The organism is Streptomyces sp. NPDC050085 (assembly GCF_044460595.1).
In the GTDB taxonomy this organism is placed as follows: domain Bacteria; phylum Actinomycetota; class Actinomycetes; order Streptomycetales; family Streptomycetaceae; genus Streptomyces.
Genome location: NZ_JBITJZ010000010.1, coordinates 19196 through 46182, shown reverse-complemented (window position 1 = coordinate 46182; position 26987 = coordinate 19196). Strand labels below are relative to the sequence as shown.

Sequence of the window (26987 nt, the reverse complement as noted above, 5' to 3'; positions counted from 1 at the left end):
TGGGGACCGATGAGCTCTCTGCTGCTCCTCACCAATGCCCTTCAGCCGTCGACGGAGGTGCTCCCCGCCCTCGGCCTGCTCCTGCACAACGTGCGAGTGGCCCCGGCGGAGGGCCCCGCCCTCGTCGACACCCCAGGCGCCGACGTCATCCTGATCGACGGCCGCCGTGATCTCCCGCAGGTCCGCAGCCTGTGTCAGCTCCTTCGCTCGACGGGGCCCGGCTGTCCGCTGGTGCTCGTCGTGACCGAGGGCGGCCTCGCCGCCGTCACCGCCGACTGGGGCATCGACGACGTACTTCTCGACACCGCGGGCCCGGCCGAGGTCGAGGCGCGCCTGCGTCTGGCCATGGGCCGCCAGCAGATCGTCGCCGACGACTCCCCGATGGAGATCCGCAACGGCGACCTGTCGGTCGACGAGGCGACGTACAGCGCGAAGCTCAAGGGCCGGGTCCTCGACCTGACCTTCAAGGAGTTCGAGCTCCTCAAGTACCTGGCGCAGCACCCCGGCCGCGTCTTCACGCGTGCCCAGCTGCTCCAGGAGGTCTGGGGCTACGACTACTTCGGCGGTACGCGGACGGTCGACGTCCACGTACGGCGCCTGCGCGCGAAGCTCGGCCCCGAGCACGAGTCGCTGATCGGCACCGTGCGCAACGTCGGCTACCGCTTCGTCACCCCGGAGAAGCCGGAGAAGAGCGCCGACAGGAGCCCCGAGAAGATCGCCGAGCGGGCCGACGGCAAGCCGGTGACGAACGTGAAGGACCTCAACGCGGACGAAGCGGACACGGCACCGGCGGTGCGCGCCGAGGCCGTCACGGCGGAGCCCTAGGAACGGTCTTTACGCCCTGCCCACGGCGGGGTCCATCCGCGTAGACTCCGCGCGTGGCCAAGGTGACTCGGGACGACGTTGCGCGACTGGCGGGTACTTCGACCGCCGTCGTGTCCTACGTGATCAACAACGGACCCCGGCCGGTCGCCCCGGCCACGCGCGAGCGCGTTCTCGCCGCGATCAAGGAGCTGGGGTACCGGCCCGACCGGGTCGCCCAGGCCATGGCCTCACGGCGCACGGACCTCATAGGGATGATCGTCCCTGACTCGCGGCAGCCGTTCTTCGCGGAGATGGCGCACGCGGTGGAACAGGCGGCGTCCGAGCGCGGAAAGATGGTCCTCGTCGGCAACTCCGACTACGTGAGCGACCGCGAGGTCCACTATCTGCGCGCGTTCCTCGGCATGCGGGTCTCCGGGCTCATCCTCGTCAGCCACGGTCTGAACGATCTGGCGGCGACCGAGATCGAGGCGTGGGACGCCCGCGTCGTGCTGCTGCACGAGCGGCCCGAGGCGATCGACGACGTCGCCGTCGTCACGGACGACCTCGGCGGCGCCCAGCTCGCCACCCGCCACCTCCTGGAGCACGGGTACGCGTACGTGGCCTGCCTCGGCGGCACCGCGGACACCCCGTCCGTCGGCGACCCGGTCTCCGACCACGTCGAGGGCTGGCGCCGGGCGATGCAGGAGGCGGGCCACTCCACCGAGGGCCGGCTCTTCGAGGCGCCGTACAACCGCTACGACGCGTACAAGGTGGCGCTCGAACTGCTCGCCGGGCCGCACCGGCCGCCCGCGATCTTCTGCTCCACCGACGACCAGGCCATCGGTGTGCTGCGGGCCGCGCGCGAGCTGCGCATCGAGGTGCCGAGCGAGCTGGCCGTCGCCGGGTTCGACGACGTGAAGGAGGCGGGGCTCACCGATCCGCCGCTGACCACGGTCGCCTCGGACCGTTCGGCGATGGCGCGGGCCGCCGTCGATCTCGTCCTGGACGACTCGCTGCGCGTGGCGGGATCGCGCCGGGAACGCCTGAAGCTGTTCCCGTCGCGACTCGTCGTACGTCAGTCCTGCGGCTGCGCGTAACGGGCGGGCCCAGGCCTTTATTTCGGGCAAACAGGCTTCTGCTGGGACTCTCAGGACACACTCAGGTGGCTCTCATGTACGCGCCACAGGCTTACTGCCATGACCGAGAGCTTCCGCCGCAGCGGCGAGTACCCCCAGGGCCCCGAGCAGTCCCCGTACTCCGAGAGCGCGTACGCCGAGAGCGCCTACCCTCCCCCGCCGTCGTACGAGCCCGTGAGCGTCGCTCCCGGTACGACGGTCTGGCCGGGCGGCGGTGACTCCGGGCACGGCGGTCACGGCGACGGGCACACCGCCCGGTTCGCCGCGTACGGTCCCGAGCCCCAGCCCGAGACCCCGAAGAAGAAGCGGCTGCGCGGCCCGGCCGGGCTGCTCGCGGCCGTGGCGATCGCGGCGGCCGCCGTCGGTGGCGGCACCGCGTACGCCTTCCAGGAGCTGACCGGCTCGGACAACGCCACGGCGTCCTCCTCCACCAGCACCAACGTCGTGCCCAGCAGCCAGAAGGGCACCGTCTCCGGGGTCGCCTCCGCGGTCAGCCCGTCGATCGTCGAGGTCAACGCGGCCCTGTCGAGCGGCTCCTCGACCGGCTCCGGCGTCATCATCACCGACGGCGGCGAGATCATCACCAACAACCACGTCGTCTCCGGCGCCTCCTCGGTCAAGGTCAAGACGAGCGACGGCAAGTCGTACGAGGCCGAGGTCGTCGGCACCGACGCCAAGAAGGACCTCGCGCTCCTCAAGCTGAAGAACGCCCCCTCGGGCCTGAAGGCCGCCACCCTCGGCGACTCCGACGGCGTCAAGGTCGGCGACCAGGTCGTCGCCATCGGCTCCCCCGAGGGCCTGACCGGCACCGTCACCAGCGGCATCGTCTCGGCCCTCGACCGCGACGTCACCGTCTCCACCGGCGAGGGACAGCAGGAACAGCAGCAGGGCGGTGGCAGCGGCCAGTGGCCGTTCGAGTTCGGGGGCCGGCAGTTCAACGGCGACACCGGCTCGTCCACGACGACGTACAAGGCGCTGCAGACCGACGCATCGCTCAACCCCGGCAACTCCGGCGGCGCCCTGATCGACATGAACGGCAACATCATCGGCATCAACTCCGCGATGTACTCGGCCGGTTCGGACTCGTCCGGTTCGTCGGGGGCCTCGTCGAGCGCCGGCAGCGTCGGCCTCGGCTTCGCCATCCCGATCAACACGGTCAAGGCCGACCTCGACACGCTCCGCGCCGGAGGCGCCGACAGCAACTGACCCCCTTCGGGGAGAACCGGGAGCACCACCATGATCCGCACCGTTCACCGTCACACCACCGAGGCCGCGGGCCCCGCCGACCTGGCCCTCGCCCTCACCGTCGCCGCGGCCCTCACCCCGCCGGTCACCCGCGCCCCCGAAGTCGTGTCCTCCACGGCACGGCGCCGGGCGGCACGCGGCCGCCGCGCCACCGTGCGAGGCTGAGAACCGCCCCGCCCCTACCCGTCCGTTAGGAAGCCGCAGCCCATGAGCCCCGCCGAAGGCGACCGCGACCCGCACCGCATCCTCATCGTCGACGACGAGCCCGCGGTGCGGGAGGCACTCCAGCGTTCCCTCGCCTTCGAGGGGTACGGGACCGAGGTCGCCGTCGATGGTGCGGACGCGCTGGAGAAGGCTGCCGTCTACCAGCCCGACCTGGTCGTCCTCGACATTCAGATGCCGCGCATGGACGGTCTGACGGCCGCGCGCCGCCTGCGCGCGACGGGCTCCACGACCCCGATCCTGATGCTCACCGCCCGCGACACCGTCGGCGACCGGGTCACCGGCCTCGACGCGGGCGCCGACGACTATCTGGTCAAGCCGTTCGAACTCGACGAACTCTTCGCCCGCGTACGCGCACTGCTGCGCCGCAGCTCTTACGCTGCCGCTTCCCACGGGGCCGTGGACGACTCCGATGCGCTGTCGTTCGCCGACCTGCGCATGGATCTGTCCACCCGTGAGGTCACCCGGGGCGACCGCACGGTCGAGCTGACCCGCACCGAGTTCACGCTCCTCGAAATGTTCCTGGCCCACCCGCGCCAGGTCCTCACGCGCGAGCAGATCCTCAAGGCGGTCTGGGGCTTCGACTTCGAGCCGTCGTCCAACTCGCTTGACGTGTATGTGATGTACCTCAGGAGGAAGACGGAGGCCGGGGGCGAGCCGCGGCTCGTTCATACGGTGCGGGGTGTGGGGTACGTGTTGCGCTCGGGCGGGGCCGAATGAACCGGTTGGTGCGGCGGATGCGGTCGTTGCCGTTGCGGTCGCGGTTGGCGTTGCTGGTGGCGGTGGCGGTTGCGGCGGCGGTTGCGGCTGTGGCGGTGACGTGTTGGTTCATGACGCGGGCTCAGTTGCAGGCGCAGATGGACTCTTCGCTGCGCAGTTCACAGGTGAGTAGTCAGTACCTGCGGCTCCTGGCCGGATCCTGCATCGGCGGAAGCGACCAGGCCCTGCCTCCGGTCGGCAACTACACCGTCCAGATCGTCACGACTCACGGTCAGAGCTGTACGTCCGCCGACCAGACGGCAATTCCCGTGCAGGCCGGCGATGTCGCCGTCGCCGACGGTGAACGCAAGAACGCGTTGCACACGACCGACAACGCCGACGGCACCGCCATGCGGGTCTTCACATACCAGCCGGGTCCAACTGCCCCTGTTCTTCAAGACAGGTACGCCGTCTCCATGGCCCAGCCCATGGACGAGATCACCAAGCCGCTCACCTCACTGGCCTGGGTCCTCCTCCTGGTAGGCGGCATCGGCGTACTCGGTGCCACGGCTGCCGGCCTATGGATCGCCCGCACAGGACTGCGCCCCGTCGATCAACTCACCGAGGCCGTCGAACACGTAGCCAGAACCGAGGACCTGACCGTCCGGATCCCCGTAGAAGGAGACGACGAGATCGCGCGGCTCTCGGAGTCGTTCAACTCCATGACCGCGTCGCTCGCCTCCTCCCGCGAACTGCAGCAGCAGCTGATCGCCGACGCGGGTCACGAGTTGCGGACCCCGTTGACGTCCATGCGCACCAACATCGAGCTGCTCACCCGCAGCGAGGAGACGGGCCGCGCCATCCCCCCGGACGACCGCAAGGCGCTGATGGCCTCGGTCAAGGCGCAGATGATCGAACTGGCCGCGCTGATCGGGGACTTGCAGGAACTGTCGCGTACGGGGCTGAACGGCACCGACGGCCCGCTCAAGGTGATCTCGCTGCACGAAACCGTGCGGGCCGCCATCGAGCGCGCCCGCCTGCGCGGCCCGGAGCTGACCATCGAGGCCGACCTGGCCCCCTGGTACGTACGGGCGGAACCGGCCGCGCTGGAGCGGGCGATCGTGAATCTGCTGGACAACGCCGTGAAGTTCAGCCCGGAGAAGGGCACGGTCCAGGTCGCGCTGATGCGCGGGACGCTCACGGTGCGGGACCACGGTCCGGGTATCCCGGAGGACGAACTGCCGTACGTCTTCGACCGGTTCTGGCGGTCGCCGACCGCGCGGGCACTGCCCGGTTCGGGGCTCGGCCTGTCGATCGTGGCCCGTACGGTCGAGGCGAGCGGCGGCGAGGTCGCGCTCGCGGCCGCGGACGGCGGCGGCACGGTGGCGACCCTGAAACTGCCGGGTGCGCCCACCCCGCCGCCGGAGATCACAGAGCAGCCGGCCTGAGCTCCCGCGGCGCGGAGGCCATGCGCAGGCCGACCTCGACCAGGGTCCAGCCGAGCCGGACGCGCAGGTCGCGCAGGTCGCGCGGCTGACGGGCGTCGCGGGCGCGCCGGTGTTCGGCGGCCGCGGCATGGAGTTCGGCAGCGTGCGTCTCGTGCAGGAGGAGATGACTCTCGGGAAGCATCGACGTGCCTTTCGGTCCTTGGACGTCAGTCCGTGTGGATGGGGAAGGCGTGCGTGTGGATCCGTACCTGCTCGGCCTGCGGGTCGCCCTTGGTGACGGCGAGGTCGCGGTAGCTCTCGAGCAACTCGTGCATCTTCTCGGTGAGTTCCTTGGTGAGCTCCGGCGTCAGCCGTAGCGTCCAGCTGCTCACGTCCGTGGCGTCGTCCCACGCCTTGCCCCACGCGTCGCGGCTGCCCAGCCAGGTGGACAGCTGCCGGGCGTGCATGGTCGCGACCTCGTGCAGGAAGAAGTCGGCGGCGCCCCGCACCTCCGGGTCCTCGTCCTTGAGCAGGGCGCTGTCGAAGACGGTCCCGGAGTAGACCGCCTTCCACCAGCGCTCGCGGCCCTTGCCGTGCTCCGGTGCGTCCTCGACGAAGCCGTACTCGGCGAGCTGGCGCAGGTGGTAGCTGGTCGCACCGCTCGACTCGCCCAGTTTCGCGGCGAGTTGGGAGGCGGTGGCCGGGCCGCTGTAGCGCAGCGAGTCCAGCATGCGCATCCGCAGCGGATGGGCCAGGCCCCGCAGCGAGCGGGCGTCCAGATTGCGGACTTTGGGTGTGGTCGGTTCGCTCGACGGCGGGGTGGGCGGTGGGGTGGGCTCGTCCATGGGTACAAAGGTAGCTATGCAAAGAATCCCTTGCAAGGGATTCTTTGCAACATCTTCTTTGGAAGGTCCTCAGCCCCCGTGGCCCACCGCCAGCCCCGCGCCCGACAGATCGATCCGGATCCCGTCCTTCTGCACGTCCACGCCCCGCAGCCGCACGTACCCGTGCCCGCCCGGCAGCCGCGGCATCCGGAAAGCGAGGGAGAGGCGGTCGGCGAGCTGCGGGCGGGTCAGCTGTGACAGGCCCTTGAGCAGCGACGGGTCCAGGCCCAACTTCTGCAGCAGCCAAGGGTGTTCGAGCCCGATGTCGATCAGGTTCATCCCCATCAGGCTCTTCACGAAGCGCGGCGAACCCGTGAGGTCGCTCAGCTTCGCGTCGCTGCGCAGGGCGGTGCGCACCGCCGCGTCGGGGACCCCGGCGCGGTGCACGATCGCCGGGACGGACAGCAGCCGCCTGGCCTTGTCGGTCTCGTCGGTGATCCGGGCCACCGACTTCGCCGTCAGGTACAGCCCCTCCGCGGACCGCGTACCGGGCCGGTAGGTCGCCAGGTCGCCGATGTCCAGGCGCATCCCGTCGATCTCGGTGGCGATGCCGGTCGCGCCGAGGCGCCGGATGGTGGCGTCGGCCCTGACCTTCACGTCGTGCCCGGCGACGGGCAGGGTGCCGCGCGCGAGCACCCGGTCGCGGCCGTGACCGGTGAACGTGACCTGGGACGCGCCCAGTTCACGGTTCATGTCGGCGAAGCTGAGCAGCACCTCGCCGTGCATCGCGTCCACGGAGGCACCGCTGATGCCGGTGAGGCCCGAGCCCTCGATGCGTACGTCCTTCGCGGTCGCCTGCACCTTGGCGAGGGTGACGCGGTCGGCGGCGACGTCGGGGACGGTCACCTTCATCTCGTCGACGCGGCGGTCGGCGAGCTGGGTGAGGAAGGGAAAGCCCTCGATCTCGACCTCGGGCGCCGCCGTCAGGTGCAGCTCCTTCTTGAGCTGCTGGGCGGCGCGGTGCTCGGCGTACAAGACGGCCCAGCGGTCGGCGAGGGCGAGGAAGGCGACGAGGACGAGGACGGCGACGAGTGCCTTGGCGGCGAGCGGGAGGCCCGCGAAGCGGTTGCGGCGGCGGCTGCCGCGCCGGTGATTGGGCGGCAGCCACGCGTCGTCGGCGTCGTCGGCTCCGCCGAAACCGTCAGAGCGGTCGGAGCCGTCGGAGCCGTCGTGTTCCTCGTGCAGGAACTCGTCGAGCGGGTTGGGCTGTTGGAACTGACGGTCGGCGAGTTCGTCGAGTTCGCCGAGTTCGTCGTACGGATTGGGATGCGTGGCTATGCGGTGGGGGGAACGCATCGGCTCATCCCACCATGCGCTCCTGCCCCACCCGCAAGCCCTACGCGCAGTAAGCGACCAGGTGAGGCACAGGTCACTGTCACTGTCACTGTCACTGTCTGCTGTAGGACGTCACTTCACGATCGTGATCCGGTCCCCCTTCGGCGGCGCGATCGGGTTCGCGGCCGAGGAGTTGGCGGTCAGGTAGTCGTTGAACGCCTTCAGGTCGTCGCTGCCGACCAGCGGGTTCTTGCCCTGCCCGAGCGCCGCGAAGCCGTCGCCGCCGCCCGCGAGGAAGGAGTTCATCGCGACGCGGTAGGTGGCGGCCGGGTCGATCGCCGCGCCGTTGAGCCTGATCGAGTCGACGACGACGCGGGCCGCGCCCGCCTTCGTCATGTCGAGCGTGTACGTGAGTCCCGCCGACGGCTGGAGGATCTTCGGCGAGGCCTCGTTCGAGCCGCTGACCTGCTGCTGGAGCGCCGTGATGACCTGCTCGCCGGTGAGGTCGACCAGATTGACCGTGTTGCTGAACGGCTGCACGGTGAACGCCTCGCCGTACGTCACGACCCCGTCGCCCTCGCTGCCGCTCGCCTTGAACACGAGGTCGGAGCGGACCCCGCCCGGGTTCATCAGGGCCAGACTCGCCTTCGGATCAAGGGACTTGGCGTGTGCGAGCTGCGCGTCCGCGATGAGGTCGCCGAGCGGCTCCTCGGGCGTGCCCGCGCCACGGCCGGGGACGTCGCCGGAGATGTAGCCGACGGCCTGGTTCGAGACGGGCGCGGCGAGCTTGTTCCACTTGCCGATCAGGGCCGTCATGTCGGCGGCCTTGGGCTGCGTGCGCGTCACCACGTGGTTCGCCGACGTGGGCGACTTCGGCGACTTCACCGACGTACGGACGATGTCCTTCGTACGACGGTCGTAGGTCAGCGTCGTGTCCGTGTAGAGCTTCCCGTACGAGGACGCCGACGTGACCATGCGCGGCTTGCCGGACGGGTCGGGGATCGTGCACACGTACGCCTGGTGCGTGTGGCCCGTGACCAGGGCGTCGACCTTCGGCGTGATGCCCTTGGCGATGTCGACGATCGGCCCGGAGATGCCGTCGCCCGCGCCCGGGGAGTCACAGCCGTAGTTGTACGAGGTCGAGGCCGGGGCGCCGCCCTCGTGGATGAGCGCGACGATCGACTTCACGCCCTGCTTGTCGAGGATCTTCGCGTACTTGTTGACGGTCTCGATCTCGTCGTGGAACTTCAGGCCCTTGACGCCGTCGGCCGAGACGATGTTCGGCGTGCCTTCCAGCGTGACGCCGATGAAGCCGACCTTCACGCCGTTCTGCTTCCACACCCAGTAGGGAGCGAGGATCGGCTTGCCGGTCTTCTCGTCCGTCACGTTGGCGGCGAGGTAGGGGTAGTCGGCGCCCTCGAACGTCTTGCCCGCTTCGTAGCAGCCGGCCGTCGGGTGACAGCCGCCGTTCTGCATGCGCGACAGTTCCTTGGCGCCCTCGTCGAACTCGTGGTTGCCGACGGAGGTGACGTCCAGGTCGAGCTTGTTCATCGCCTCGACGGTCGGCTCGTCGTGGAACAGTCCTGACAGGAGCGGGCTCGCGCCGATCAGGTCACCGGCCGCCGCCGTGATGCTGTACGGGTGACCCGCGCGCGCGGTGCGCAGCGACGTGGCCAGGTACTCCACGCCGCCCGCGTCGATCTGCTTCTTCGTGCCGTCGGCCTGCGTCTCGGTGACCTGCCCGGACGAACCGGCCGGCGGCTCCAGGTTCCCGTGGAAGTCGTTGAACGACAGCAGCTGTACGTCCTGGTAGCGGCCTTGTCCGCCGCCGTGACCGCCACCGGGACCACCGCCGTGGCCGGAACCCGCGGGCATCGCGGCCATCAGCGCGCCTGCGGTGGCGAGGGTGGCGACGGCGCCGAGGGCGGCTCTCAGGCGCCTGCTCGTCCTGACGGGCATAAGGGATCCCCCTGGGTGCTGTGCGGAGACTGTGACTGCCGGGCAGCCTAGGGTCAACGCGCGTAGCGCAACAGGGGATTGCAGGTTACGAGCTGGTTGCCATCGCCTCGCCCCGGCCCCGCCGTACCCTCGTATCCATGACCACGGACCCCGCCCCCGCCCCCGATCCGGCCGTCCCGGGACGCCAGATCGACACCCTCTCCGCCCTGTCCGCCGAGCAGTCCGCCGCCGTGCTCGGGCTGCTGTCCGACGCCGCGCGCACGGACGGCCAGCAGGCCGTGTCCGAACAGGGACGGCTGCAACTGCGCGGCGGCGAGCGTGACGGCGTGCGGCATCTGCTGCTGACCGTCGACGGCGAGCTGTACGGGTACGCGCAGCTGGAGGACACCGATCCGGTCGAGGCGCCGGCCGCCGAACTGGTCGTGCACCCGGCGCACCGCGGGCACGGGCACGGGCGGGCGCTCGGCTCGGCGCTGCTCGCCGCGTCGGGCAAGCGGCTGCGGGTGTGGGCGCACGGCGGGCACGGTGCGGCGCGGCATCTGGCGCAGGTGCTCGGCCTGACCCTGTTCCGCGAACTGCGGCAGATGCGGCGGCCGTTGACGGACCTGGACCTGCCCGAGCCCGAGCTGCCGAGCGGGGTGCGCATCCGCACCTTCGTCCCCGGTCAGGACGACGCGGCCTGGCTGGCGGTGAACGCGGCGGCGTTCGCGCACCACCCCGAGCAGGGCTCCCTGACCCAGCGCGACCTGGACGACCGCAAGGGGGAGCCGTGGTTCGACCCGGCGGGCTTCTTCCTCGCCTTCAAGGGTGACCAGCTGGTCGGCTTCCACTGGACGAAGGTGCACGCCGACGACGCGGGGGCGCAGCTCGGCGAGGTGTACGTGGTCGGGGTCGCCCCCGGTCAGCAGGGCGGCGGGCTCGGCAAGGCGCTGACCGCGACGGGCCTGCGGCACCTGGCGGCGGCCGGGCTGCCGACGGCGATGCTCTACGTGGACGCCGACAACAAGGCGGCGGTGAGCGTGTACGAGCGGCTCGGATTCACGACGTACGAAACGGACTTGATGTACCGAACCGAGTCATAACGGCTCGATCGGAAGGCTCCGGCGGGATCGAGGGGGCGGCGTCACTTGACGCCGCCCCCTCTCTTGCATCACCCTTTCACTACTTGATTAGTGAAAGTAGGGAAGGGGGGTACGCCAGTGGCCGAGCCGCAGTACAGAGGGCCTGAGCCCGTCATCGAGTTCCGGATCGACCGCCACAGCGGCGTCGCCACCTATCTGCAGATCGTCCACCAGACCGAGCAGGCCCTGCGCATGGGCATGCTCGAGCCCGGGGACAAGCTGCCGACCGCCCGCGAGGTCGTCGAAGCGACGGCCATCAACCCGAACACGGTGCTCAAGGCGTACCGCGAGCTGGAGCGCTCCGGGCTCGTCGAGGCCCGCAGAGGGCTCGGCACGTTCGTGCGCAAGTCCCTCGGATCCGCGGCGGCCGACTCGCCGCTCAAGGCCGACCTGGACGACTGGGCGAGACGGGCGAAGGAGGCAGGGCTCGACCGCGACGACGTGGCAGCCCTGTTCGGCAACGCGTTGGAAGCACACTTCAGCACCACCACCAAGGGGACCCCATGAGCACGGCCATCGAGGCGACCGGCCTCGTCAAGCGGTACGGGCGGCACGGCGCCGCCGCCCTCGACGACTGCTCGTTCCGCCTCCCCGAGGGCCGCATCAGCGCCCTCGTCGGGCCCAACGGGGCGGGAAAGTCCACCCTGTTGGCGATCGCCGCCGGCCTGATGCGGCAGACCTCGGGCCGCCTGACCGTGCTCGGCGCGGGCCCGGGCGAGGCCCGCGAGAAGGTCGCCTACCTCTCGCAGGACAAGCCCCTGCACCCGCAGCTGTCCATCGCGGACACCCTGCGCATGGGCGCCGAGCTGAACCCGCGCCGGTGGGACGCGGCCTACGCGGCGCGCATCGTCGAGCAGGGCTCCCTCGACCCGAAGGCCCGCGTCCGCTCGCTCTCCGGCGGCCAGCGCACCCGCGTCGCGCTCGCCCTGGCCCTCGGCAAGCGGCCCGAGCTGATGCTGCTCGACGAGCCGATGGCCGACCTCGACCCGCTGGCCCGGCACGAGATGCTCGGCACGCTGATGGCGGACGCCGCCGAGCACGGCACGACCGTCCTGATGTCCTCGCACATCGTGTCCGAGCTGTCCGACGCCTGCGACCACCTGCTGCTCCTGGGCGGCGGCCGCATCCGGCTCGGCGGCGGCATCGACGACCTGATCGGCGCGCACAGCCTGGTCACCGGCCGCGGCGACCTGTCGGGCCACACGGTCGTCGAGTCCCGTCCCTCCGGCCGCGGCACCACCGCCCTGATCCGCCGCGAAGCACCGCTCGGCGATGCCGACGGCTGGCAGGTCCAGGAGCCCTCCCTGGAGGAGCTGCTCCTGGCCCATCTGCGCTCCCCCGAGGCCCCGGCCCTGCTCACCCCGGGCACGACCCCCTCTTCGCCGGCCCGCACGACCGGTTCGGCGGTGTCCGCATGAGCGCCCCGACCCTGGAGCGGCCCGTCGAGGCCCCGGTCAAGCGCACCCTGCCCGGCGCCGACGGCCTGGTGTGGACGGTGCTCCGCCTGCACCGCACCGCCCTGTGGGTGTGGACCGGGTACATCACGATCAGCGTCGGCCTGCTGCTGTGGCTGTGGGGGCCCGGCTCGTCCTCGGCACAGAAGGCGTTCGACGCGTTCGGCTACAGCGGGGCGCAGGACAACGCGTGGGACGGCAAGTCCCTCTACCTGCCCTTCATCGGCCACTCCTTCGACTCCCTCTTCTACGACCCGCTGACGCTGACCCGGATCGCCGCGGTCGTCATCGCCGTGTTCGCCGCGGGCCCGCTGATCGGTCGCGAACTGGAGTCGGGCACCGCCCGGTTGGCGTGGACCCAGTCCGTGTCCCCGATGCGCTGGCTCGCCACCAAGCTGGCCGTGCCCGCGCTGCTGATCACCGTCGGCACCGGCCTGCTCGTCGTGCTGTACCGCCTGGTGTGGGACGACCGGAACCACCTGCTCGTCGCCGGCATCGGCCCGCGCGACTTCGCCTTCTCCATCGGCCCGGCCACGCTCGCCAACGCCCTGTTCGGGCTGGCCGTGGGCGTGCTCGTCGCGCTGGTCCTGCGCCGCGCCCTGCCCGCGCTCGCCGTCGCCGGGACCGTCACGTACCTGGTCGGCGCGTTCCGCTCCAACTCCTGGCCGATCCAGGGCAGTTACCAGCAGCCCGAGCTGCCGGTGCACAGCAAGGCGATCACCTCGTCCGGCGCGCAGATCAGCGACCCGCAGTGCTACACGGACACCAAGTGCCTCGACGCCCACCACGTCACCGGCTTCACCCGGCACTACCTGCCCTCCCCCGACTACTGGCCGCGCCAGCTCGCCGAGACGGGCGTCCTGCTCGGCCTGACCGCGCTCGCCGTCGTCGCCGCGTTCCTGGTCCTGCGCCGCTACCAGCCCAAGAAGGGGGCCTCCGCATGAGCGCCACCGCTTTCGCCCGCCCGACGGGCCTGACCTGGACCGTGCTGCGCCTGCACCGCGTCGCCCTGCGGCTGTGGACCGCGTACGTCGCCCTCACGGCGGCCGCGCTGGTGTGGCTGTGGGGCCCGGGGACGAACGGGCTCGACATCTCCGGCCACTGCAGGTCCGGCTCGGTGAGCGGCTGCACCGCCGAGGGCCCGACGGGCACCTCGTACCACTACGTGATCACCCTGGTCGACGGCACACTGACCGCCCTCCCGTTCGCCGTCGCCGTGTTCGCGGGCGCCGTCCTCGTCGGGCGTGAACTGGAGCGCGGCACCGCGCACTTGGCGTGGACCCAGGGCGTCACCCCGGCGCGCTGGCTCGCCGCGAAGCTGTTCGTGCCCGCACTGCTGCTCACCACGGGCACCGGCCTCCTCGTGCTCCTGCGTCACGCGGTCGCCGCCCGGGCCCGCGGCCTGAACGACAACGTGTGGTTCAACGGCGCGTACGACGTCCTCGGCCCGACCGCGGTCGCCCTGCCCCTCCTCGGCCTGGCCTGCGGCGTCCTCGGCGCCGTGCTGCAGCGCAAGATGCTGGCGGCCGGCGGCTTCGCCGCGGTGCTGCTGCTCCTGCTGTCGGTGTGCGTGAAGGCGCTGCACCCGCACCTGTGGCCCGCGCGGACGGTCATCAGCAAGGTCGAGGTCGGGTACACGGGGGTCAGCGGCGACTACCTCGACGAGGGCGCCGTCACGTCCTCGGGCGCCCACATCGCCGACCCGATCTGCGTCGACGACAAGAAGTGCCTGGCCGACCACGACGTCGTCGGGTACTTCAGCTCCTATCACCCGGCGTCGCACTTCTGGCCGCTCCAACTGGTCGAGTCCGCCGTCCTGTTGGGCCTCGCCGCGGCTGTCTCCACCCTCGCGTTCCTCGTCCTCCGAAAGAGAGTGGCCGCATGAACCTCGCCAGGCCGCTCGTACGACTGTCGTCGGCGGCGGGCACCGCGGCCGCGGCACTCCAGATGTGGTTCACGGGCACGGCCGAGCCGCCCCCGTCCCCCCACCCGAAGCGAACCCGCACACAGAGCCCCACCCGCGGAAGGAGATCCGGCTCATGACGCACGCGCTGCCTGCCTCGGGCGTGAACTGGAGCGCGGCACCGCCCAGTTGACCCGGGCGCAGGCGCTCACCCCCACTGCGGGGGCGACCAGCGGGACAAGCCCGGCCAGGTAGCGCCTCGTGTGGTCCTCGGGCCCGCTGCCCCGCGCCTGCCCTGCCGGGGGCGCTGCGCGCCCTGCCCGTCCTCGCGGCGGTCGGCGTCCCGGGCCACGGCGCGGTCACGTCCGCCGGCGAGCGCATCACGAACAACAACGCCTGCGTGGACTCCCACAGCGCGGCCGAGCCGACCCGCTGCTCCTCCGGGTTCCGCGACTTCCGGGTGACGTACCACCCCGCGTCACACGCCTGGCCCCTCCAGCTGGCAGAATCCGCGATCGTCCTGGCGGCGGCCGGGGCCGCCGTCGCCCTCGCGTTCCTCGTGCTGCGGCGTCGCACGCCCTGAGAGCCCGTCTGCGAGCGACAGCGGGAAAGTGCTCGTGGACGCCGGGGAGCCGCTCGCCCATAGCCCGCACGTCATGTCGCCGTAACCAGCGATTCAGACGGGCTTGCGACGCTCACGGAATGCAGCCCCCCGCGCCCGAACCCTCGAAGGCTCCGCCGGAGACGGCCCCGCCGGAGCCCGCCCCCCAGGGCCGGCTCCGCCTCGCGCCCGCCCTCTCGGACCTTCCGGCACCGGTCGACGCGCCCGCGAGGCGCTCCGCGCGGAAGAATGGGGCCATGAGCCAGCCGAACGCCGCACAGGACCGTCAAGAATCCCGTGAATCCCGTACGGAGCCGCAGCCGCAGCCCTCCGTGGGCTCGCTCGCCGAGCACCGCCCGCACCCCGTCGCGGGCACCGGCGACTTCGAGCGGTCGGCCGCCAAGCTCGCCGGGATCGTCGCCGACATCGACGCCGATCCGGACGACTACGAGGAGGACTTCGGCGCGCACGACGGCGAGGAGCTCCCGCAGGGGCGTTTCCTGGACCGCGAGCGCAGCTGGCTGGCGTTCAACGAGCGGGTCCTGGAGCTGGCCGAGGACCCGAACACCCCGCTCCTGGAGCGCGCGAACTTCCTGGCGATCTTCGCCTCGAACCTCGACGAGTTCTTCATGGTCCGGGTGGCAGGTCTCAAGCGGCGCATCGCGACCGGCGTCGCCACCCGCTCGGCCTCGGGCCTGCAGCCCCGCGAGGTCCTCGAGCTGATCTGGAACCGCTCCCGCGAGCTCATGGCCCGGCACGCCGCCTGCTACCAGGACGAGGTCGCCCCGGCCCTCGCCGACGAGGGCATCCACATCGTCCGCTGGCACGAGCTGACGGAGAAGGAGCAGGCCCGGCTCTACACGCTGTACATGAACCAGATCTTCCCGGTCCTGACCCCGCTGGCCGTCGACCCCGCGCACCCCTTCCCGTACATCTCGGGACTGTCGCTCAACCTCGCGGTCGTCGTCAGCAACCCGGTCTCGGGCCACCGCCACTTCGCCCGCGTCAAGGTCCCGCCGCTGCTCGCCCGCTTCCTGGAGGCCGCCCCGCAGCGCTACGTCCCCATCGAGGACGTGATCTCCGCGCCCCGGCACCTGGGCGAGCTGTTCCCCGGCATGTCGATCGAGGAGCACCACATGTTCCGCGTCACGCGGAACGAGGACCTGGAGGTCGAGGAGGACGACGCCGAGAACCTCCTCAAGGCCCTGGAGAAGGAGCTCATGCGGCGCCGCTTCGGGCCGCCGGTGCGCCTGGAGGTCGAGGAGACCATCGACTCCGAGGTACTGAGCCTGCTGGTACGGGAGTTGAAGATCAAGGAGGCCGAGGTGTACCCGCTGCCGGGGCCCCTCGACCTCACCGGCCTGTTCGCGATAGCGGGCCTGGACCGGCCCGAGCTGAAGTACCCGAAGTTCGTCGCGGGCACCCACCGCGACCTCGCCGAGGTCGAGTCGGCCTCGGCGCCCGACATCTTCGCGGCGCTGCGCAACCACGACGTCCTGCTGCACCACCCGTACGACAGCTTCTCCACGTCCGTCCAGGCGTTCCTCGAGCAGGCGGCGCAGGACCCGGACGTGCTCGCCATCAAGCAGACGCTGTACCGGACTTCGGGCGACTCGCCGATCGTCGACGCGTTGATAGAGGCCGCGGAGGCGGGCAAGCAGGTCCTCGTCCTCGTCGAGATCAAGGCGCGCTTCGACGAGCAGGCCAACATCAAGTGGGCGCGGAAGCTGGAGGAGTCGGGCTGTCACGTCGTCTACGGGCTCGTCGGCCTGAAGACGCACTGCAAGCTCTCCCTCGTCGTACGCCAGGAGGGCGAGCAGCTCGTCCGGTACTCGCACGTCGGCACCGGCAACTACCACCCCAAGACCGCCCGTCTGTATGAGGACTTGGGGCTTCTGACGGCCAATCAAGAAGTCGGCGCTGACCTCTCCGACCTCTTCAACCGGCTGTCCGGGTACTCGCGCCGCGAGACCTACCGCCGCCTTCTCGTCGCCCCCAAGTCCCTGCGTACGGGCCTGGTCACGCGCATCGAGAAGGAGGTCCAGCACCACCGCGCGGGCCGCCCCGCGCACGTCCGCATCAAGGTCAACTCGATGGTCGACGAGGCCGTCATCGACGCGCTCTACCGGGCGTCGCAGGCGGGCGTGCCGATCGACGTGTGGGTGCGCGGCATCTGCGCGGTGCGCCCCGGCGTCGCGGGCCTGTCCGAGAACATCCGGGTCCGCTCGGTCCTCGGCCGCTTCCTGGAGCACTCCCGCGTCTTCGCCTTCGGCAACGGGGGCGAGCCGGAGGTGTGGATCGGCAGCGCCGACATGATGCACCGCAACCTCGACCGCCGCATCGAGGCCCTGGTCCGCGTCGAGGACCCGGCCCACCGAGCGGCCCTGAGCCGGCTGCTCGAAACGGGGATGTCCGACACCACCGCCTCCTGGCACCTGGGCCCGGACGGCAACTGGACCCGGCACGCCCTGGACGCGGACGGGCGCCCCCTGCGGAACGTACAGGAGATGCTCATAGACGCCCGGAGGCGCCGGCGTGGCACAGCAACACCTTGACCCCGGCACGACAGGCGCCGCGGACACCGTCCTGGCCGGCTATCTGCGGGGCCAGGCGACGGAGTTCCTGCGCTCGCTGCGCGCCCACCGCGAGAGCGGGGCCACGGCGGGCGCGGCCCGGTCCCTGCGCCGCGCCGCCCGCCGCATCAGCGGCACCCTGCACACGTTCCGCCCGCTGCTCGACGCCGACTGGTCGGACGCGCTGCGGCCCGAACTGGCGTGGCTGTCCGGCACGTTGGCGCAGGAGCACGCGTGCGCGGACCGCCTGGAGCGGCTGAACGAGGCCCTGCACCGCCTCACCACGACGGGCACCGGCCGCATCCCCCAACAGGCCGCGGGTGCCACGGCGTTGACGCTCGGCTCGGCGAAGGCGGCCGCCCTGCTGGACCGCCAGCTGACGCTCGCCAAGACGCGGGCCCACAGCACGGCGCTCGGCGCGCTCGGCTCGTCCCGGTTCCACGCGGTGGCCGACAGCGTCGCCGTGCTCGCCAGCGAAGTACCGCTGTCCGGCGCGGACACCGACCTGAAGAGGCTCGCCTCGGACGCCGAGTCCCGCCTCACGGAGGCGGCCGCCGCCCTGCGGGACGACGCCGGCCACCCCTACAACGCGGAGGCCGACACTCCCTGGCACCACGTACGCCTGCTGCTGCGGCTGCACCGCTACGCCCAGGAAGTGCTCGCCGACGCCTGTCTCGACGGACGCCCCGCCGAGACCGACGCGGCCCACGCCCTCAACGCGCACCGCGACGCCGCCGAGGCGGCGGCCGCCGCGGCCCACGCGGCGCGCACCCCGCGCATCGCCCCGGCGACGGCGTACGCCCTCGGCGTGCTCCACGCCGACCAGCGCCACCAGGTGGAGGCCGCCAGGAACGCCTTCAGGGAGGCATGGCAGAGAGAGGCGGTGGGCACACCGTGACCGTGCACGAAGACGACACCTTCCCCGAGCCGGAACAGCAACGGGATCAGGACACCATCCGGGCGGCGGGCTGCGTGCTGTGGCGCCGCTCCCCCTTCGACGAGGGCCTGGAGATCTGCCTCGTCCACCGCCCCAAGTACGACGACTGGTCGCACCCCAAGGGCAAGCTGAAGCGCGGCGAGGCCCCGATGGCCGGCGCCCTGCGCGAGGTGCGCGAGGAAACCGGCCACGACTGCACCCCCGGCACCCGCCTGCCCACGGTCCGTTACCTGGCGAGCGGCCGCCCCAAGAGGGTCGACTACTGGGCGGCGGAGGCGGGCCCCGGCACGTTCAGCGCGAACCGCGAGGTCGACCGCATCCTGTGGCTGCCGCCCGCCGCGGCCCGCAACCGCCTCACGCAGCCCCGCGACCGCGGGCTCGTCGACGCCCTGCTCGACGCGCTGCACCTGGCCTGAATCCCCCGCTCACAGCTACGCAACGTAACCCCTCCGTGACCTAACCGCACCGCCCGCTTAGGTTCACCCTCCGTTCACTCACGGCCATCGGCCGCTTCACCTGATCTGCCTAATTTCAGCCTTACGCGGTGAGCCCCCGAATCGGGGAACAGCCTCATCGTTCACCTGAAACATCCGCAGATTTCGCACGCCGCCACGGACAACGAGAAGGCCGGCGGCTCCTGGAAGGAACATCCGAAGGTGAAGCTTCAGCGCAAGAACCGGCTCCGCGCCCTTTCCCTCGGCGCTCTCGCCGTCTCCGGCGCCCTGGCCCTCACGGCGTGCGGCTCCGACGACACCGGCAGCACCACGGGCGGTGGCGGCTCGACCTCGACCACCAAGGCCGGCGACATCAAGTGCGACGACGCCAAGGGCCAGCTGCTGGGCATCGGCTCCTCGGCCCAGGGCAACGCGGTCGACGCCTGGCGCCAGGCCTACGCCCAGGCCTGCAAGGGCGTACAGGTCAACTACAAGCCCGACGGTTCCGGCGCCGGTGTCACCGCGTTCAACCAGGGCCAGGTCGCCTTCGCCGGTTCCGACTCGGCGCTCAAGCCCGAAGAAGTCACCGCCTCCAAGAAGGTCTGCTCCGGCGGCCAGGGCATCGACCTGCCGATGGTCGGCGGCCCGATCGCCGTCGCGTACAACCTGGACAACGTCGACAACCTGGTCCTGGACGCCCCGACCCTCGCCAAGATCTTCGACTCGAAGATCACCAAGTGGGACGACGAGGCGATCAAGAAGCTGAACCCGGGCGCCAAGCTCCCCTCGACCAAGATCCAGCCGTACCACCGCGCCGAGGACTCCGGCACGACGGACAACTTCACCAAGTACCTCAAGGCCACGGCCGCGAGCGACTGGAAGTACTCCGGCGGCAAGGCCTGGCAGGCCAAGGGCGGCCAGTCCGCGCAGGGCTCCTCCGGTGTCGCCGCGGGCATCAAGCAGACCGCGGGCGCCATCGGCTACATGGAGCTGTCGTACGCCAAGGACGGCGTGAAGACCGTCGACATCGCCACGGGCGCCTCCGCCCCGGTCAAGGCCACCTCGGAGAACGCCTCCAAGGCGATCGCCGACGCCAAGATCGTCGGCACCGGCAAGGACCTCGCCCTCGAGCTGAACTACGCGACCAAGGCCGACGGCGCCTACCCGATCACCCTGGTCACGTACGAGATCGTCTGCGACAAGGGCAACAAGGCCGACACCCTCGCCGCCACCAAGTCCTTCCTGGGCTACATGGCTTCGGACGCCGGCCAGGCGCAGCTCTCCGCCCTCGGCTACGCCCCGATCCCGACCGAGATCAACGCGAAGGTCCGCGAGACCGTCGCGAGCATCAGCTAGCCCGCGTGCGGGCCGCTCGGCCTCGAACGGCACGAGCGGCCCGCACCGTCCGGTGCACCGCCGCCAGAAGCCCCAACTCCCCGACCGGGTACGGGACTTCGCAGACCGGAGAACCCCATGGACATAACCGCGCAATCACCCGCGCCCCCCGCACCCGCTGATCGCCCGACACCGGCACAGCAGAAGCGCGCCGCCCGCGGCGCCACCCGTCCCGGCGACCGGATCTTCCTCGGTCTGTCCCGCGGCTCGGGCATCCTGCTCCTGGTGATCATGGCCGCGATCGCGGTCTTCCTGACCTACCGCGCCTCGCTCGCCATCTCGAAGGACGAGGGCAACTTCCTCACCGCCTTCGAATGGAACACGGGCATGACGCCGCCCGTCTTCGGCATCGCCGTCCTCGCCTTCGGCACCGTCGTCACCTCGATCATCGCGATGGCGATCGCGGTCCCGGTGGCCGTCGGCATCGCGCTCTTCCTGACGCACTACGCGCCGAAGAAGCTCAGCGGCCCCATCTCCTACGTCGTCGACCTGCTGGCCGCAGTGCCGTCCATCGTGTACGGCCTGTGGGGCGCCCTGTTCCTGGTGCCGCACATGGAGGGCACCTTCAGCTGGCTCGACGCCTACTTCGGCTGGACCGGGATCTTCGAGTGGCAGGGCGGCGCCCCGCGCACCCTGCTCACCGTCTCCATCCTGCTGGCCATCATGATCCTGCCGATCATCACGAACGTCTCCCGCGAGGTCTTCAAGCAGGCCCCCCTGATGCACCAGGAGGCGGCCCTCGCCCTCGGCGCGACCCGCTGGGAGGTCATCCGCATGTCGGTGCTGCCCTTCGGCCGCTCCGGCGTGATCTCCGCGTCGATGCTCGGCCTCGGCCGCGCGCTCGGCGAGACGATGGCCGTCGCCACGGTCCTCTCCCCCGACTTCCTGATCCACGCCAGCCTGCTCGACCCGGGCGGCGGCACGTTCGCGCAGAACATCGCGGCGAAGTTCTCCGAGGCCAACGACCTCGGCCGGGACGCCCTGATCGCCTCGGGCCTCGTCCTCTTCGTCATCACGCTGCTGGTCAACGGCGGTGCCCGGCTGATCATCGCCCGCCGCAAGGAGTACTCGGGGGCCAACGCATGAGCCACGCACTGAACGACCGCCCCCAGGCCAAGCGCCCCTCCTCCCTGAGCGCCGCCCGCCTGCCCCGCTGGTCCCCCTGGGCCATCGCGATCGGCTCGGTCGCCGCGGGCTGCGCGATCGGCCTCGGCGCAGGACTCAGCAGCCGCATCCAGTGGGGCCTGCTCGCCGCGATCATCTTCGTCCTCGGCACCTACGGCCTCGCCGCCAAGGTCGAGGGCACCCGCCAGGCCAAGGACCGGGTGGCGACCAGCGTCGTCTGGGTCGCGTTCATCCTGGCCGTGATCCCGCTCGCCTCCCTCGTCTACGAGACGGTCAAGCGCGGCGTCAAGGTCCTCGACCCGTACTTCCTGACCCACTCGATGGGCTTCGTCACCGCCTACCAGCCGGGCGGCGGCATCTACCACGCCCTCATCGGCACCCTGGAGCAGGTCGGCCTCGCCACCCTGATCTCGGTCCCGATCGGTCTGCTGACGGCGATCTACCTGGTGGAGTACGGCCGCGGCGGCCTCGCGAAGGCGGTCACGTTCTTCGTGGACGTCATGACGGGCATCCCCTCCATCGTGGCGGGCCTGTTCATCCTGTCCTTCTGGATCCTGATCCTCGGCTTCGGCTTCTCCGGGTTCGCCGGCTCGATGGCCCTGTCCATCCTGATGATCCCGGTCGTGGTCCGCTCCACCGAGGAGATGCTCAAGCTCGTCCCGAACGAGCTGCGCGAGGCCTCCCTCGCCCTCGGCATCCCGAAGTGGCGCACGATCCTCAAGGTCGTCCTGCCCACGTCGATCGGCGGCATCACCACCGGCATCATGCTGGCGGTCGCCCGCATCGCCGGCGAGACGGCCCCGGTCCTCCTGCTGGTGTTCGGCAACCCGCTGATCAACACCAACCCGTTCGACGGCCCACAGGCCTCGCTGCCGCTGTACATCTACCAGCAGTACGCGAGCAGCGGCGGCAGCGAAGCGGCGTACGACCGCGCCTGGGCCGCGGCCCTGGTGCTCATCGCCTTCATCATGATCCTCAACCTCGTGGCTCGCGGCATCGCCCGCTGGAAGGCCCCGAAGACGAGCCGCTGACGCGGCACCTGAGCTCCTCAGCGACTCGAATCCGGAAGTGAACTAGTTATGGCCAAGCGAATCGACGTAAGCGGCCTGACCGCCTACTACAGCTCCCACAAGGCAATCGAGGACATCTCGATGACGGTCGAGCCCCGCTCGGTGACGGCCTTCATCGGCCCCTCCGGCTGCGGCAAGTCGACGTTCCTGCGCACCCTGAACCGGATGCACGAGGTCACCCCCGGCGGCCGCGTCGAGGGCAAGGTCCTGCTCGACGACGAGGACCTGTACGGCAGCCACATCGACCCGGTGGCCGTGCGCCGCACCGTCGGCATGGTCTTCCAGCGCCCGAACCCCTTCCCCACGATGTCGATCTTCGACAACGTGGCGGCGGGCCTGAAACTCAACGGCCGCTACAAGAAGTCCGAGCTGACCGACATCGTCGAGAAGTCCCTCAAGGGCGCAAACCTCTGGAACGAGGTCAAGGACCGACTGAACAAGCCCGGATCGGGCCTGTCCGGCGGTCAGCAGCAGCGCCTGTGCATCGCGCGTGCGATCGCGGTGGAGCCGGACGTCCTGCTCATGGACGAGCCCTGCTCGGCCCTCGACCCGATCTCGACGCTCGCCATCGAGGACCTGATCGGCGAGCTCAAGGAGCGCTTCACGATCGTCATCGTGACGCACAACATGCAGCAGGCGGCCCGCGTCTCGGACCGCACCGCGTTCTTCAACCTCGCGGCGGTGGGCCAGCCCGGCCGCCTGATCGAGATCGACGACACGGAGCGCATCTTCTCCAACCCGTCGGTCCAGGCCACGGAGGACTACATCTCGGGCCGCTTCGGCTAGACCCGACACCCCCGACCCCTCGTGGCGCTGCATGGCGGTGCCGCCACGAGGAAAAGGCGAAGGCCCACTCCCGCAAGGGAGTGGGCCTTCGCCTTGTTCTTCCAGGGGCGCGGGGCTGTGTTCATCAGCGTCAGCGGCTCCGCCGCGGGGCGCGCAGCAGGACCACGACCCGCAGTCGGCAACGAGGCCAAAGAGGCACCCTCTTAGCCGAAGGCCAGCCAAACGATCCCGTAGCTGGCGGCAGCGACAAGCGCAGCCGCAGGCATCGTGATGAACCACCCGATGACGATGTTCTTGGCCACACCCCACCGCACCGCGTTCACCCGCTTCGTCGCACCGACACCCATGATCGCCGAGGTGATCACGTGCGTCGTGGAGATGGGCGCGTGGAACAGGAACGCCGAGCCGAACATGATCGAGGCGCCGGTCGTCTCCGCGGCGAACCCCTGCGGCGGGTCCAGCTCGATGATCTTGCGACCCAGGGTCCGCATGATCCGCCAGCCACCCGCGTACGTACCGAGCGACAGCATCACGGCACACACGATCTTGACCCAGACCGGGATCGGGTCGTTGTAGTCCTCGTGCCCGGAGATGACGAGCGCCATGACGACGATGCCCATCGTCTTCTGCGCGTCCTGGAGGCCGTGCCCGAGCGCCATGCCGGCCGCCGAGACGGTCTGCGCGATACGGAATCCGCGCTTGGCCTTGTGCGGGTTCGAGCGCCGGAAGAGCCACATGATGAGGCACATCACGAGGTAACCGACGACGAGACCGACCACCGGCGACGTGAACATCGGGATGACGATCTTGTCGAGCACGCCGGACCAGTACACGGTCGTACCACCGGCGAGCGCCGCGCCGACCATGCCGCCGAACAGCGCGTGCGACGAGGACGAGGGCAGCCCGAAGTACCAGGTGATGAGGTTCCACACGATGGCGCCCGCAAGCGCCGCGAAGAGAATGCCCATCCCCTTCTGGCCCTCAGGCGTGGCGATGATGCCTTCGCTCACGGTCTTGGCGACGCCGCTGCCGAGGAAGGCACCGGCGAGGTTCATGACGGCGGCCATGGCCAGCGCCGCGCGAGGCGTCAGCGCACGCGTGGAAACAGACGTGGCGATGGCGTTCGCAGAGTCGTGAAAGCCATTCGTGTACGTGAATCCGAGCGCGACGCCGATCGTCACGATCAGTGTGAAGGTGTCCATGAGCGGGCCTCAGGACTCCTTCACGGCGATGGTCTCCACCGTGTTAGCGACGTGCTCGAAGGCGTCGGCGGCCTCCTCCAGCACATCCACGATCTGCTTCAGCTTGAGCACCTCGATGGCGTCGTACTTGCCGTTGAAGAGCGTCGCGAGCAGCTTGCGGTGGATCTGGTCGGCCTGGTTCTCCAGACGGTTGACCTCGATCCAGTACTCGGTGAGGTTGTCCATGGTGCGCAGGTTCGGCATGGCCTCGGCGGTCAGCTCGGCCGCGCGCGCCAGGACCTCGATCTGCTGCTCCACGCCCTTGGGAAGCTCCTCGACCTGGTAGAGGACGACCAGGTCGACGGCCTCCTCCATGAAGTCCATGATGTCGTCGAGGGACGACGCGAGGTTGTAGATGTCCTCGCGGTCGAACGGCGTGATGAACGAGGAGTTCAGCTGGTGGAAGATCGCGTGGGTGGCGTCGTCACCGGCGTGTTCCGCTGCCCGCATCCGCTCCGCGATCTCGGCCCGGGCGGAGGAATCCGCCCCGAGCAGTTCCATCAGGAGCTTCGAGCCCGTGACGATGTTGTCCGCGGATGCGGCGAACATGTCGTAGAAGCTCGTCTCCCTGGGGGTCAGACGAAAGCGCACGTGGGGTCCTCGGGGTGCTTTGGATTCGGTCAGGCTGATGCTAGGCGCATCATCCGGCCACGGCTAACCGGCGTTCCCCCAGTGTCGCCCATCAGGCACAGTGATCAGCACTGGGTCCCACGTGCCGGTCGAGCCGGGGAGAAATCCGGTACCATATACCCACCGGGGGTATGTAGATGACAACGGGAGGCCGGACGCCGTGAGTACGAGGACCACCGAGACGACCGACGCGACGACCGAAGCGCCCCAGGCGGAGCCCGCGGCCGAGATCGTGACCGACCACGACCGCGGCATTCACGGGTACCACCACCAGAAGGACGAGCACCTCAAGCGGCTGCGCCGGATCGAGGGCCAGATCCGCGGGCTGCAGCGGATGGTGGACGAGGACGTCTACTGCATCGACATACTCACGCAGGTCTCGGCCTCCACGAAGGCCCTGCAGTCCTTCGCGCTGCAGCTCCTGGAGGAGCACCTGCGGCACTGCGTCGCGGACGCCGCGGTCAAGGGCGGCGACGAGATCGACGCGAAGGTCGAGGAAGCCACGAAGGCGATCGCGCGCCTGCTGCGTACGTGATCGTGAGCAGGTCCCCGGGCCGGTCGTCCCGGCCCGGGGACCCGCTCACTCCGTGCTCGTTCCTGACCGTCTGTTCCTGGTCGTCTATTCCTGGTCGTCGGGGTCGCCGGACGGCAACGGCTCGGCGACCCGCAGCACCTCGTCGATCCGGTCCGCGCTGAGTCGCCCCTCGGCGACGGCGGACGCCGCGATGATCAACTCACCGCACAGCTCGATCTCGGCGAGGGCGACGTGGTCCTGAACCGCCGTACCGGCCACCGGAGCCACGCTCATCACCTCTCCCAGCCATCGGAGTCGACTTCCCAGAGTAGGGAGCGCCCTACGCACCGCGCATGGCACGGAAGAACCATTTCCGGCTCCCCGAGATGACCCCGGGCCGACCCCTACTTCTCGGCGACCTCGCCCGCGTAGATGTCCTTCTTCTGCGGCAGCCGCACGACCGCGGGCCTGCCGAACCCGTACAGCAGGGTCGTCGAGGCGACCACCGTGTTCCGAAGGCCGTTCTTCTGCTGCGTGTTGGCGAAGCTGAACCGGTGCCTGACCTTGCGCAGCAGCCCGTCGTCGTCGAGGTACGCGTCGAAGGGCACCGACGCCGACGTGCCGAACCCTTTCGCCGCCGCGGCGAGCGCGCCCTTGCTGCCCGCGGACGCGCCCTTCGCCGCCGCGGCCAGATCGACGGTCCCCCGGTAGTGCCGGGTCGCCACGCCCGCGACGTCGCTCTCGCCGACGTACGTCACGTCCTCGGCGCCGCGCAGCAGTTCGGCCGCGGCGAGCGGATCGGTGGCGCCGCCGGTGACCAGATTGCCGTCGGTCAGCGAGGCGGTCTCGACGCGGACCCACTTGTCGGCGGGCACGCCCGCACCCCGGTTCTTCATGAACAGGGCGCCGGGGGCGAGGAGTTCGGTGATCGGCCGGTGCTCGTCCGTGCCGGCCGCGTCCGGCGGCAGCTGCACCTTCAGCTCGCCGAGGCCCTTGCGGTAGTCGTAGACGCCCTCGCCGCGGATGGTGACGCGCGTGCCGCCGCTGGCCATCTCCATCGACGTACGCGCCTGGGAACTGCCCTCGCGGACCAGCCGGTCGGCGGCCTGGCGCACGAGCCGCGTCGGGTCCCCGTTCCGGTCGCCGGCCTCGGCACCGCCACCGCACCCGGCGGCACCGGCCATGACCGTCGCCGCGGCGACGGCCGCTGCCGCCGCTCTCGCCGCTGCCGCCTGCCGCGCGTGCTGCTGCACCACCATCGCTCGTGACCCCCAAGCCTGTCCGTGCGTTGCGGCCCCTCTGTTGTTCCGGTTAACGACGAGTAGGGGTCACCCGTCACGCGAACGGGGGGTTTACATGGGGCCGCTACCGTGACGGGGTGGCACAACAGCAGCACGAGCACACGACGAGCGTCGTCGAGCAGGGCCGGTTCTGTCTGGCCCGCTGCACCTGCGGCTGGCGCGGCCCGGCGCGACGGGCACGCAGCCGGGCCCGCACGGACGCCGAGGAGCACACCGGGCACGTCCGGGCGCAGAACGGGTAGGGGAACCCC

29 protein-coding genes are annotated in these 26987 nt (G+C 70.5%); 21 read left to right on the top strand and 8 right to left on the bottom strand.

Annotated elements, in window-relative coordinates:
- The first annotated feature begins 9 nt into the window (after positions 1-9).
- The 6 genes from ACIBUY_RS30810 to ACIBUY_RS30785 all read left to right on the top strand — a co-directional run bounded on the left by ACIBUY_RS30810 (position 10) and on the right by ACIBUY_RS30785 (position 5554).
- Positions 10-825: a response regulator transcription factor gene (locus tag ACIBUY_RS30810; RefSeq protein WP_365579857.1), complete on the top strand. Its 816-nt coding sequence runs from the start codon at positions 10-12 to the stop codon at positions 823-825.
- 53 nt (positions 826-878) lie between these two features.
- On the top strand, positions 879-1901 hold the full coding sequence (locus ACIBUY_RS30805; protein ID WP_365579859.1) for a LacI family DNA-binding transcriptional regulator: 1023 nt from the start codon (positions 879-881) through the stop codon (positions 1899-1901).
- 99 nt (positions 1902-2000) lie between these two features.
- Positions 2001-3146: a S1C family serine protease gene (locus ACIBUY_RS30800; RefSeq protein WP_399154348.1), complete on the top strand. Its 1146-nt coding sequence runs from the start codon at positions 2001-2003 to the stop codon at positions 3144-3146.
- Between the two features lie 30 nt (positions 3147-3176).
- Positions 3177-3350: a hypothetical protein gene (locus ACIBUY_RS30795; protein ID WP_365579865.1), complete on the top strand. Its 174-nt coding sequence runs from the start codon at positions 3177-3179 to the stop codon at positions 3348-3350.
- Positions 3351-3392: 42 nt separating this feature from the next.
- The gene (locus ACIBUY_RS30790) at positions 3393-4127 is read left to right on the top strand and encodes a response regulator transcription factor (protein ID WP_399154347.1); all 735 of its coding nucleotides are present in this window, start codon (positions 3393-3395) and stop codon (positions 4125-4127) included.
- A complete protein-coding gene (locus tag ACIBUY_RS30785; protein WP_399154346.1) occupies positions 4124-5554 on the top strand; it encodes an ATP-binding protein in 1431 nt (476 codons plus the stop codon). Before ACIBUY_RS30790 ends, ACIBUY_RS30785 begins: the two co-directional genes overlap by 4 nt.
- Here ACIBUY_RS30785 and ACIBUY_RS30780 read toward each other — a convergent pair.
- The 4 genes from ACIBUY_RS30780 to ACIBUY_RS30765 all read right to left on the bottom strand — a co-directional run bounded on the left by ACIBUY_RS30780 (position 5535) and on the right by ACIBUY_RS30765 (position 9651).
- Positions 5535-5735, bottom strand: a complete 201-nt coding sequence (locus ACIBUY_RS30780; protein ID WP_399154345.1) for a hypothetical protein — start codon at positions 5733-5735, stop codon at positions 5535-5537. The genes ACIBUY_RS30785 and ACIBUY_RS30780 overlap by 20 nt on opposite strands.
- Positions 5736-5760: 25 nt before the next feature.
- Positions 5761-6378 (bottom strand): helix-turn-helix domain-containing protein, encoded by a 618-nt coding sequence (locus ACIBUY_RS30775; protein ID WP_365579875.1) that lies wholly within the window; start codon positions 6376-6378, stop codon positions 5761-5763.
- A gap of 69 nt (positions 6379-6447) precedes the next feature.
- Positions 6448-7713, bottom strand: a complete 1266-nt coding sequence (locus ACIBUY_RS30770) for a DUF2993 domain-containing protein (RefSeq protein WP_399154344.1) — start codon at positions 7711-7713, stop codon at positions 6448-6450.
- 111 nt (positions 7714-7824) lie between these two features.
- Entirely contained in the window at positions 7825-9651 is a 1827-nt protein-coding gene (locus tag ACIBUY_RS30765; protein WP_399154343.1) for a bifunctional metallophosphatase/5'-nucleotidase, read from the bottom strand.
- A gap of 137 nt (positions 9652-9788) precedes the next feature.
- Here ACIBUY_RS30765 and mshD point away from each other — a divergent pair, with 137 nt between their 5' ends.
- From mshD to pstB, 13 genes are all read left to right on the top strand, one after another.
- Positions 9789-10733 carry a mycothiol synthase gene (mshD, locus tag ACIBUY_RS30760; protein WP_365579884.1) on the top strand — a complete coding sequence of 315 codons (945 nt, stop codon included), beginning with the start codon at positions 9789-9791 and terminating at the stop codon, positions 10731-10733.
- A gap of 117 nt (positions 10734-10850) precedes the next feature.
- Complete coding sequence (locus ACIBUY_RS30755; RefSeq protein WP_365579198.1) at positions 10851-11279, top strand: GntR family transcriptional regulator; 429 nt, start codon at positions 10851-10853, stop codon at positions 11277-11279.
- The gene (locus ACIBUY_RS30750) at positions 11276-12190 is read left to right on the top strand and encodes an ABC transporter ATP-binding protein (RefSeq protein ID WP_365579200.1); all 915 of its coding nucleotides are present in this window, start codon (positions 11276-11278) and stop codon (positions 12188-12190) included. Before ACIBUY_RS30755 ends, ACIBUY_RS30750 begins: the two co-directional genes overlap by 4 nt.
- On the top strand, positions 12187-13170 hold the full coding sequence (locus tag ACIBUY_RS30745; RefSeq protein ID WP_399154342.1) for a hypothetical protein: 984 nt from the start codon (positions 12187-12189) through the stop codon (positions 13168-13170). The genes ACIBUY_RS30750 and ACIBUY_RS30745 overlap by 4 nt, the downstream gene beginning before the upstream one ends.
- Positions 13167-14111: an ABC transporter permease gene (locus ACIBUY_RS30740; protein ID WP_399154341.1), complete on the top strand. Its 945-nt coding sequence runs from the start codon at positions 13167-13169 to the stop codon at positions 14109-14111. Before ACIBUY_RS30745 ends, ACIBUY_RS30740 begins: the two co-directional genes overlap by 4 nt.
- A gap of 418 nt (positions 14112-14529) precedes the next feature.
- Positions 14530-14712: a hypothetical protein gene (locus ACIBUY_RS30735; RefSeq protein ID WP_365579206.1), complete on the top strand. Its 183-nt coding sequence runs from the start codon at positions 14530-14532 to the stop codon at positions 14710-14712.
- A 119-nt stretch (positions 14713-14831) separates the two neighbouring features.
- Complete coding sequence (locus tag ACIBUY_RS30730; protein ID WP_399154340.1) at positions 14832-17285, top strand: RNA degradosome polyphosphate kinase; 2454 nt, start codon at positions 14832-14834, stop codon at positions 17283-17285.
- Entirely contained in the window at positions 17266-18201 is a 936-nt protein-coding gene (locus ACIBUY_RS30725; protein ID WP_399154339.1) for a CHAD domain-containing protein, read from the top strand. The genes ACIBUY_RS30730 and ACIBUY_RS30725 overlap by 20 nt, the downstream gene beginning before the upstream one ends.
- Positions 18198-18656 carry an NUDIX hydrolase gene (locus tag ACIBUY_RS30720; RefSeq protein WP_399154338.1) on the top strand — a complete coding sequence of 153 codons (459 nt, stop codon included), beginning with the start codon at positions 18198-18200 and terminating at the stop codon, positions 18654-18656. The genes ACIBUY_RS30725 and ACIBUY_RS30720 overlap by 4 nt, the downstream gene beginning before the upstream one ends.
- Before the next feature lie 240 nt (positions 18657-18896).
- Positions 18897-20030, top strand: coding sequence for a phosphate ABC transporter substrate-binding protein PstS (gene pstS, locus ACIBUY_RS30715; protein ID WP_399154337.1), 1134 nt, complete (start codon positions 18897-18899; stop codon positions 20028-20030).
- Between the two features lie 117 nt (positions 20031-20147).
- On the top strand, positions 20148-21155 hold the full coding sequence (pstC, locus tag ACIBUY_RS30710) for a phosphate ABC transporter permease subunit PstC (RefSeq protein ID WP_365579214.1): 1008 nt from the start codon (positions 20148-20150) through the stop codon (positions 21153-21155).
- The gene (gene pstA / locus ACIBUY_RS30705) at positions 21152-22225 is read left to right on the top strand and encodes a phosphate ABC transporter permease PstA (RefSeq protein ID WP_365579216.1); all 1074 of its coding nucleotides are present in this window, start codon (positions 21152-21154) and stop codon (positions 22223-22225) included. The genes pstC and pstA overlap by 4 nt, the downstream gene beginning before the upstream one ends.
- Before the next feature lie 48 nt (positions 22226-22273).
- Complete coding sequence (gene pstB, locus ACIBUY_RS30700; RefSeq protein WP_365579218.1) at positions 22274-23050, top strand: phosphate ABC transporter ATP-binding protein PstB; 777 nt, start codon at positions 22274-22276, stop codon at positions 23048-23050.
- A gap of 203 nt (positions 23051-23253) precedes the next feature.
- Here the strand turns inward: pstB and ACIBUY_RS30695 are convergent, their stop codons facing one another.
- A complete protein-coding gene (locus ACIBUY_RS30695; RefSeq protein WP_365579220.1) occupies positions 23254-24252 on the bottom strand; it encodes an inorganic phosphate transporter in 999 nt (332 codons plus the stop codon).
- A gap of 9 nt (positions 24253-24261) precedes the next feature.
- A complete protein-coding gene (locus ACIBUY_RS30690; RefSeq protein WP_111665497.1) occupies positions 24262-24882 on the bottom strand; it encodes a DUF47 domain-containing protein in 621 nt (206 codons plus the stop codon).
- Positions 24883-25081: 199 nt separating this feature from the next.
- Between ACIBUY_RS30690 and ACIBUY_RS30685 the strand changes: the two genes are divergently transcribed.
- Positions 25082-25456, top strand: coding sequence for a metal-sensitive transcriptional regulator (locus ACIBUY_RS30685; RefSeq protein WP_399154336.1), 375 nt, complete (start codon positions 25082-25084; stop codon positions 25454-25456).
- 84 nt (positions 25457-25540) lie between these two features.
- Here the strand turns inward: ACIBUY_RS30685 and ACIBUY_RS30680 are convergent, their stop codons facing one another.
- Both ACIBUY_RS30680 and ACIBUY_RS30675 read right to left on the bottom strand, forming a co-directional pair.
- Entirely contained in the window at positions 25541-25729 is a 189-nt protein-coding gene (locus ACIBUY_RS30680; protein ID WP_365579222.1) for a hypothetical protein, read from the bottom strand.
- A 110-nt stretch (positions 25730-25839) separates the two neighbouring features.
- Positions 25840-26694, bottom strand: coding sequence for a hypothetical protein (locus tag ACIBUY_RS30675; RefSeq protein ID WP_399154335.1), 855 nt, complete (start codon positions 26692-26694; stop codon positions 25840-25842).
- 119 nt (positions 26695-26813) lie between these two features.
- Here ACIBUY_RS30675 and ACIBUY_RS30670 point away from each other — a divergent pair, with 119 nt between their 5' ends.
- Positions 26814-26978, top strand: coding sequence for a hypothetical protein (locus tag ACIBUY_RS30670; RefSeq protein WP_399154334.1), 165 nt, complete (start codon positions 26814-26816; stop codon positions 26976-26978).
- The last annotated feature ends 9 nt before the right edge of the window (positions 26979-26987 follow it).

Coding starts and splice junctions, on each gene's coding strand:
- ACIBUY_RS30810 (WP_365579857.1), top strand. CDS start 10: ATGAGCTCTCTGCTGCTCCTCACCAATGCCCTTCAGCCGTCGACGGAG.
- ACIBUY_RS30800 (WP_399154348.1), top strand. CDS start 2,001: ATGACCGAGAGCTTCCGCCGCAGCGGCGAGTACCCCCAGGGCCCCGAG.
- ACIBUY_RS30795 (WP_365579865.1), top strand. CDS start 3,177: ATGATCCGCACCGTTCACCGTCACACCACCGAGGCCGCGGGCCCCGCC.
- ACIBUY_RS30790 (WP_399154347.1), top strand. CDS start 3,393: ATGAGCCCCGCCGAAGGCGACCGCGACCCGCACCGCATCCTCATCGTC.
- ACIBUY_RS30785 (WP_399154346.1), top strand. CDS start 4,124: ATGAACCGGTTGGTGCGGCGGATGCGGTCGTTGCCGTTGCGGTCGCGG.
- ACIBUY_RS30780 (WP_399154345.1), bottom strand. CDS start 5,735: ATGCTTCCCGAGAGTCATCTCCTCCTGCACGAGACGCACGCTGCCGAA.
- ACIBUY_RS30775 (WP_365579875.1), bottom strand. CDS start 6,378: ATGGACGAGCCCACCCCACCGCCCACCCCGCCGTCGAGCGAACCGACC.
- ACIBUY_RS30770 (WP_399154344.1), bottom strand. CDS start 7,713: ATGCGTTCCCCCCACCGCATAGCCACGCATCCCAATCCGTACGACGAA.
- ACIBUY_RS30765 (WP_399154343.1), bottom strand. CDS start 9,651: ATGCCCGTCAGGACGAGCAGGCGCCTGAGAGCCGCCCTCGGCGCCGTC.
- mshD (WP_365579884.1), top strand. CDS start 9,789: ATGACCACGGACCCCGCCCCCGCCCCCGATCCGGCCGTCCCGGGACGC.
- ACIBUY_RS30750 (WP_365579200.1), top strand. CDS start 11,276: ATGAGCACGGCCATCGAGGCGACCGGCCTCGTCAAGCGGTACGGGCGG.
- ACIBUY_RS30745 (WP_399154342.1), top strand. CDS start 12,187: ATGAGCGCCCCGACCCTGGAGCGGCCCGTCGAGGCCCCGGTCAAGCGC.
- ACIBUY_RS30740 (WP_399154341.1), top strand. CDS start 13,167: ATGAGCGCCACCGCTTTCGCCCGCCCGACGGGCCTGACCTGGACCGTG.
- ACIBUY_RS30730 (WP_399154340.1), top strand. CDS start 14,832: ATGCAGCCCCCCGCGCCCGAACCCTCGAAGGCTCCGCCGGAGACGGCC.
- pstC (WP_365579214.1), top strand. CDS start 20,148: ATGGACATAACCGCGCAATCACCCGCGCCCCCCGCACCCGCTGATCGC.
- pstA (WP_365579216.1), top strand. CDS start 21,152: ATGAGCCACGCACTGAACGACCGCCCCCAGGCCAAGCGCCCCTCCTCC.
- pstB (WP_365579218.1), top strand. CDS start 22,274: ATGGCCAAGCGAATCGACGTAAGCGGCCTGACCGCCTACTACAGCTCC.
- ACIBUY_RS30695 (WP_365579220.1), bottom strand. CDS start 24,252: ATGGACACCTTCACACTGATCGTGACGATCGGCGTCGCGCTCGGATTC.
- ACIBUY_RS30680 (WP_365579222.1), bottom strand. CDS start 25,729: ATGAGCGTGGCTCCGGTGGCCGGTACGGCGGTTCAGGACCACGTCGCC.
- ACIBUY_RS30675 (WP_399154335.1), bottom strand. CDS start 26,694: ATGGTGGTGCAGCAGCACGCGCGGCAGGCGGCAGCGGCGAGAGCGGCG.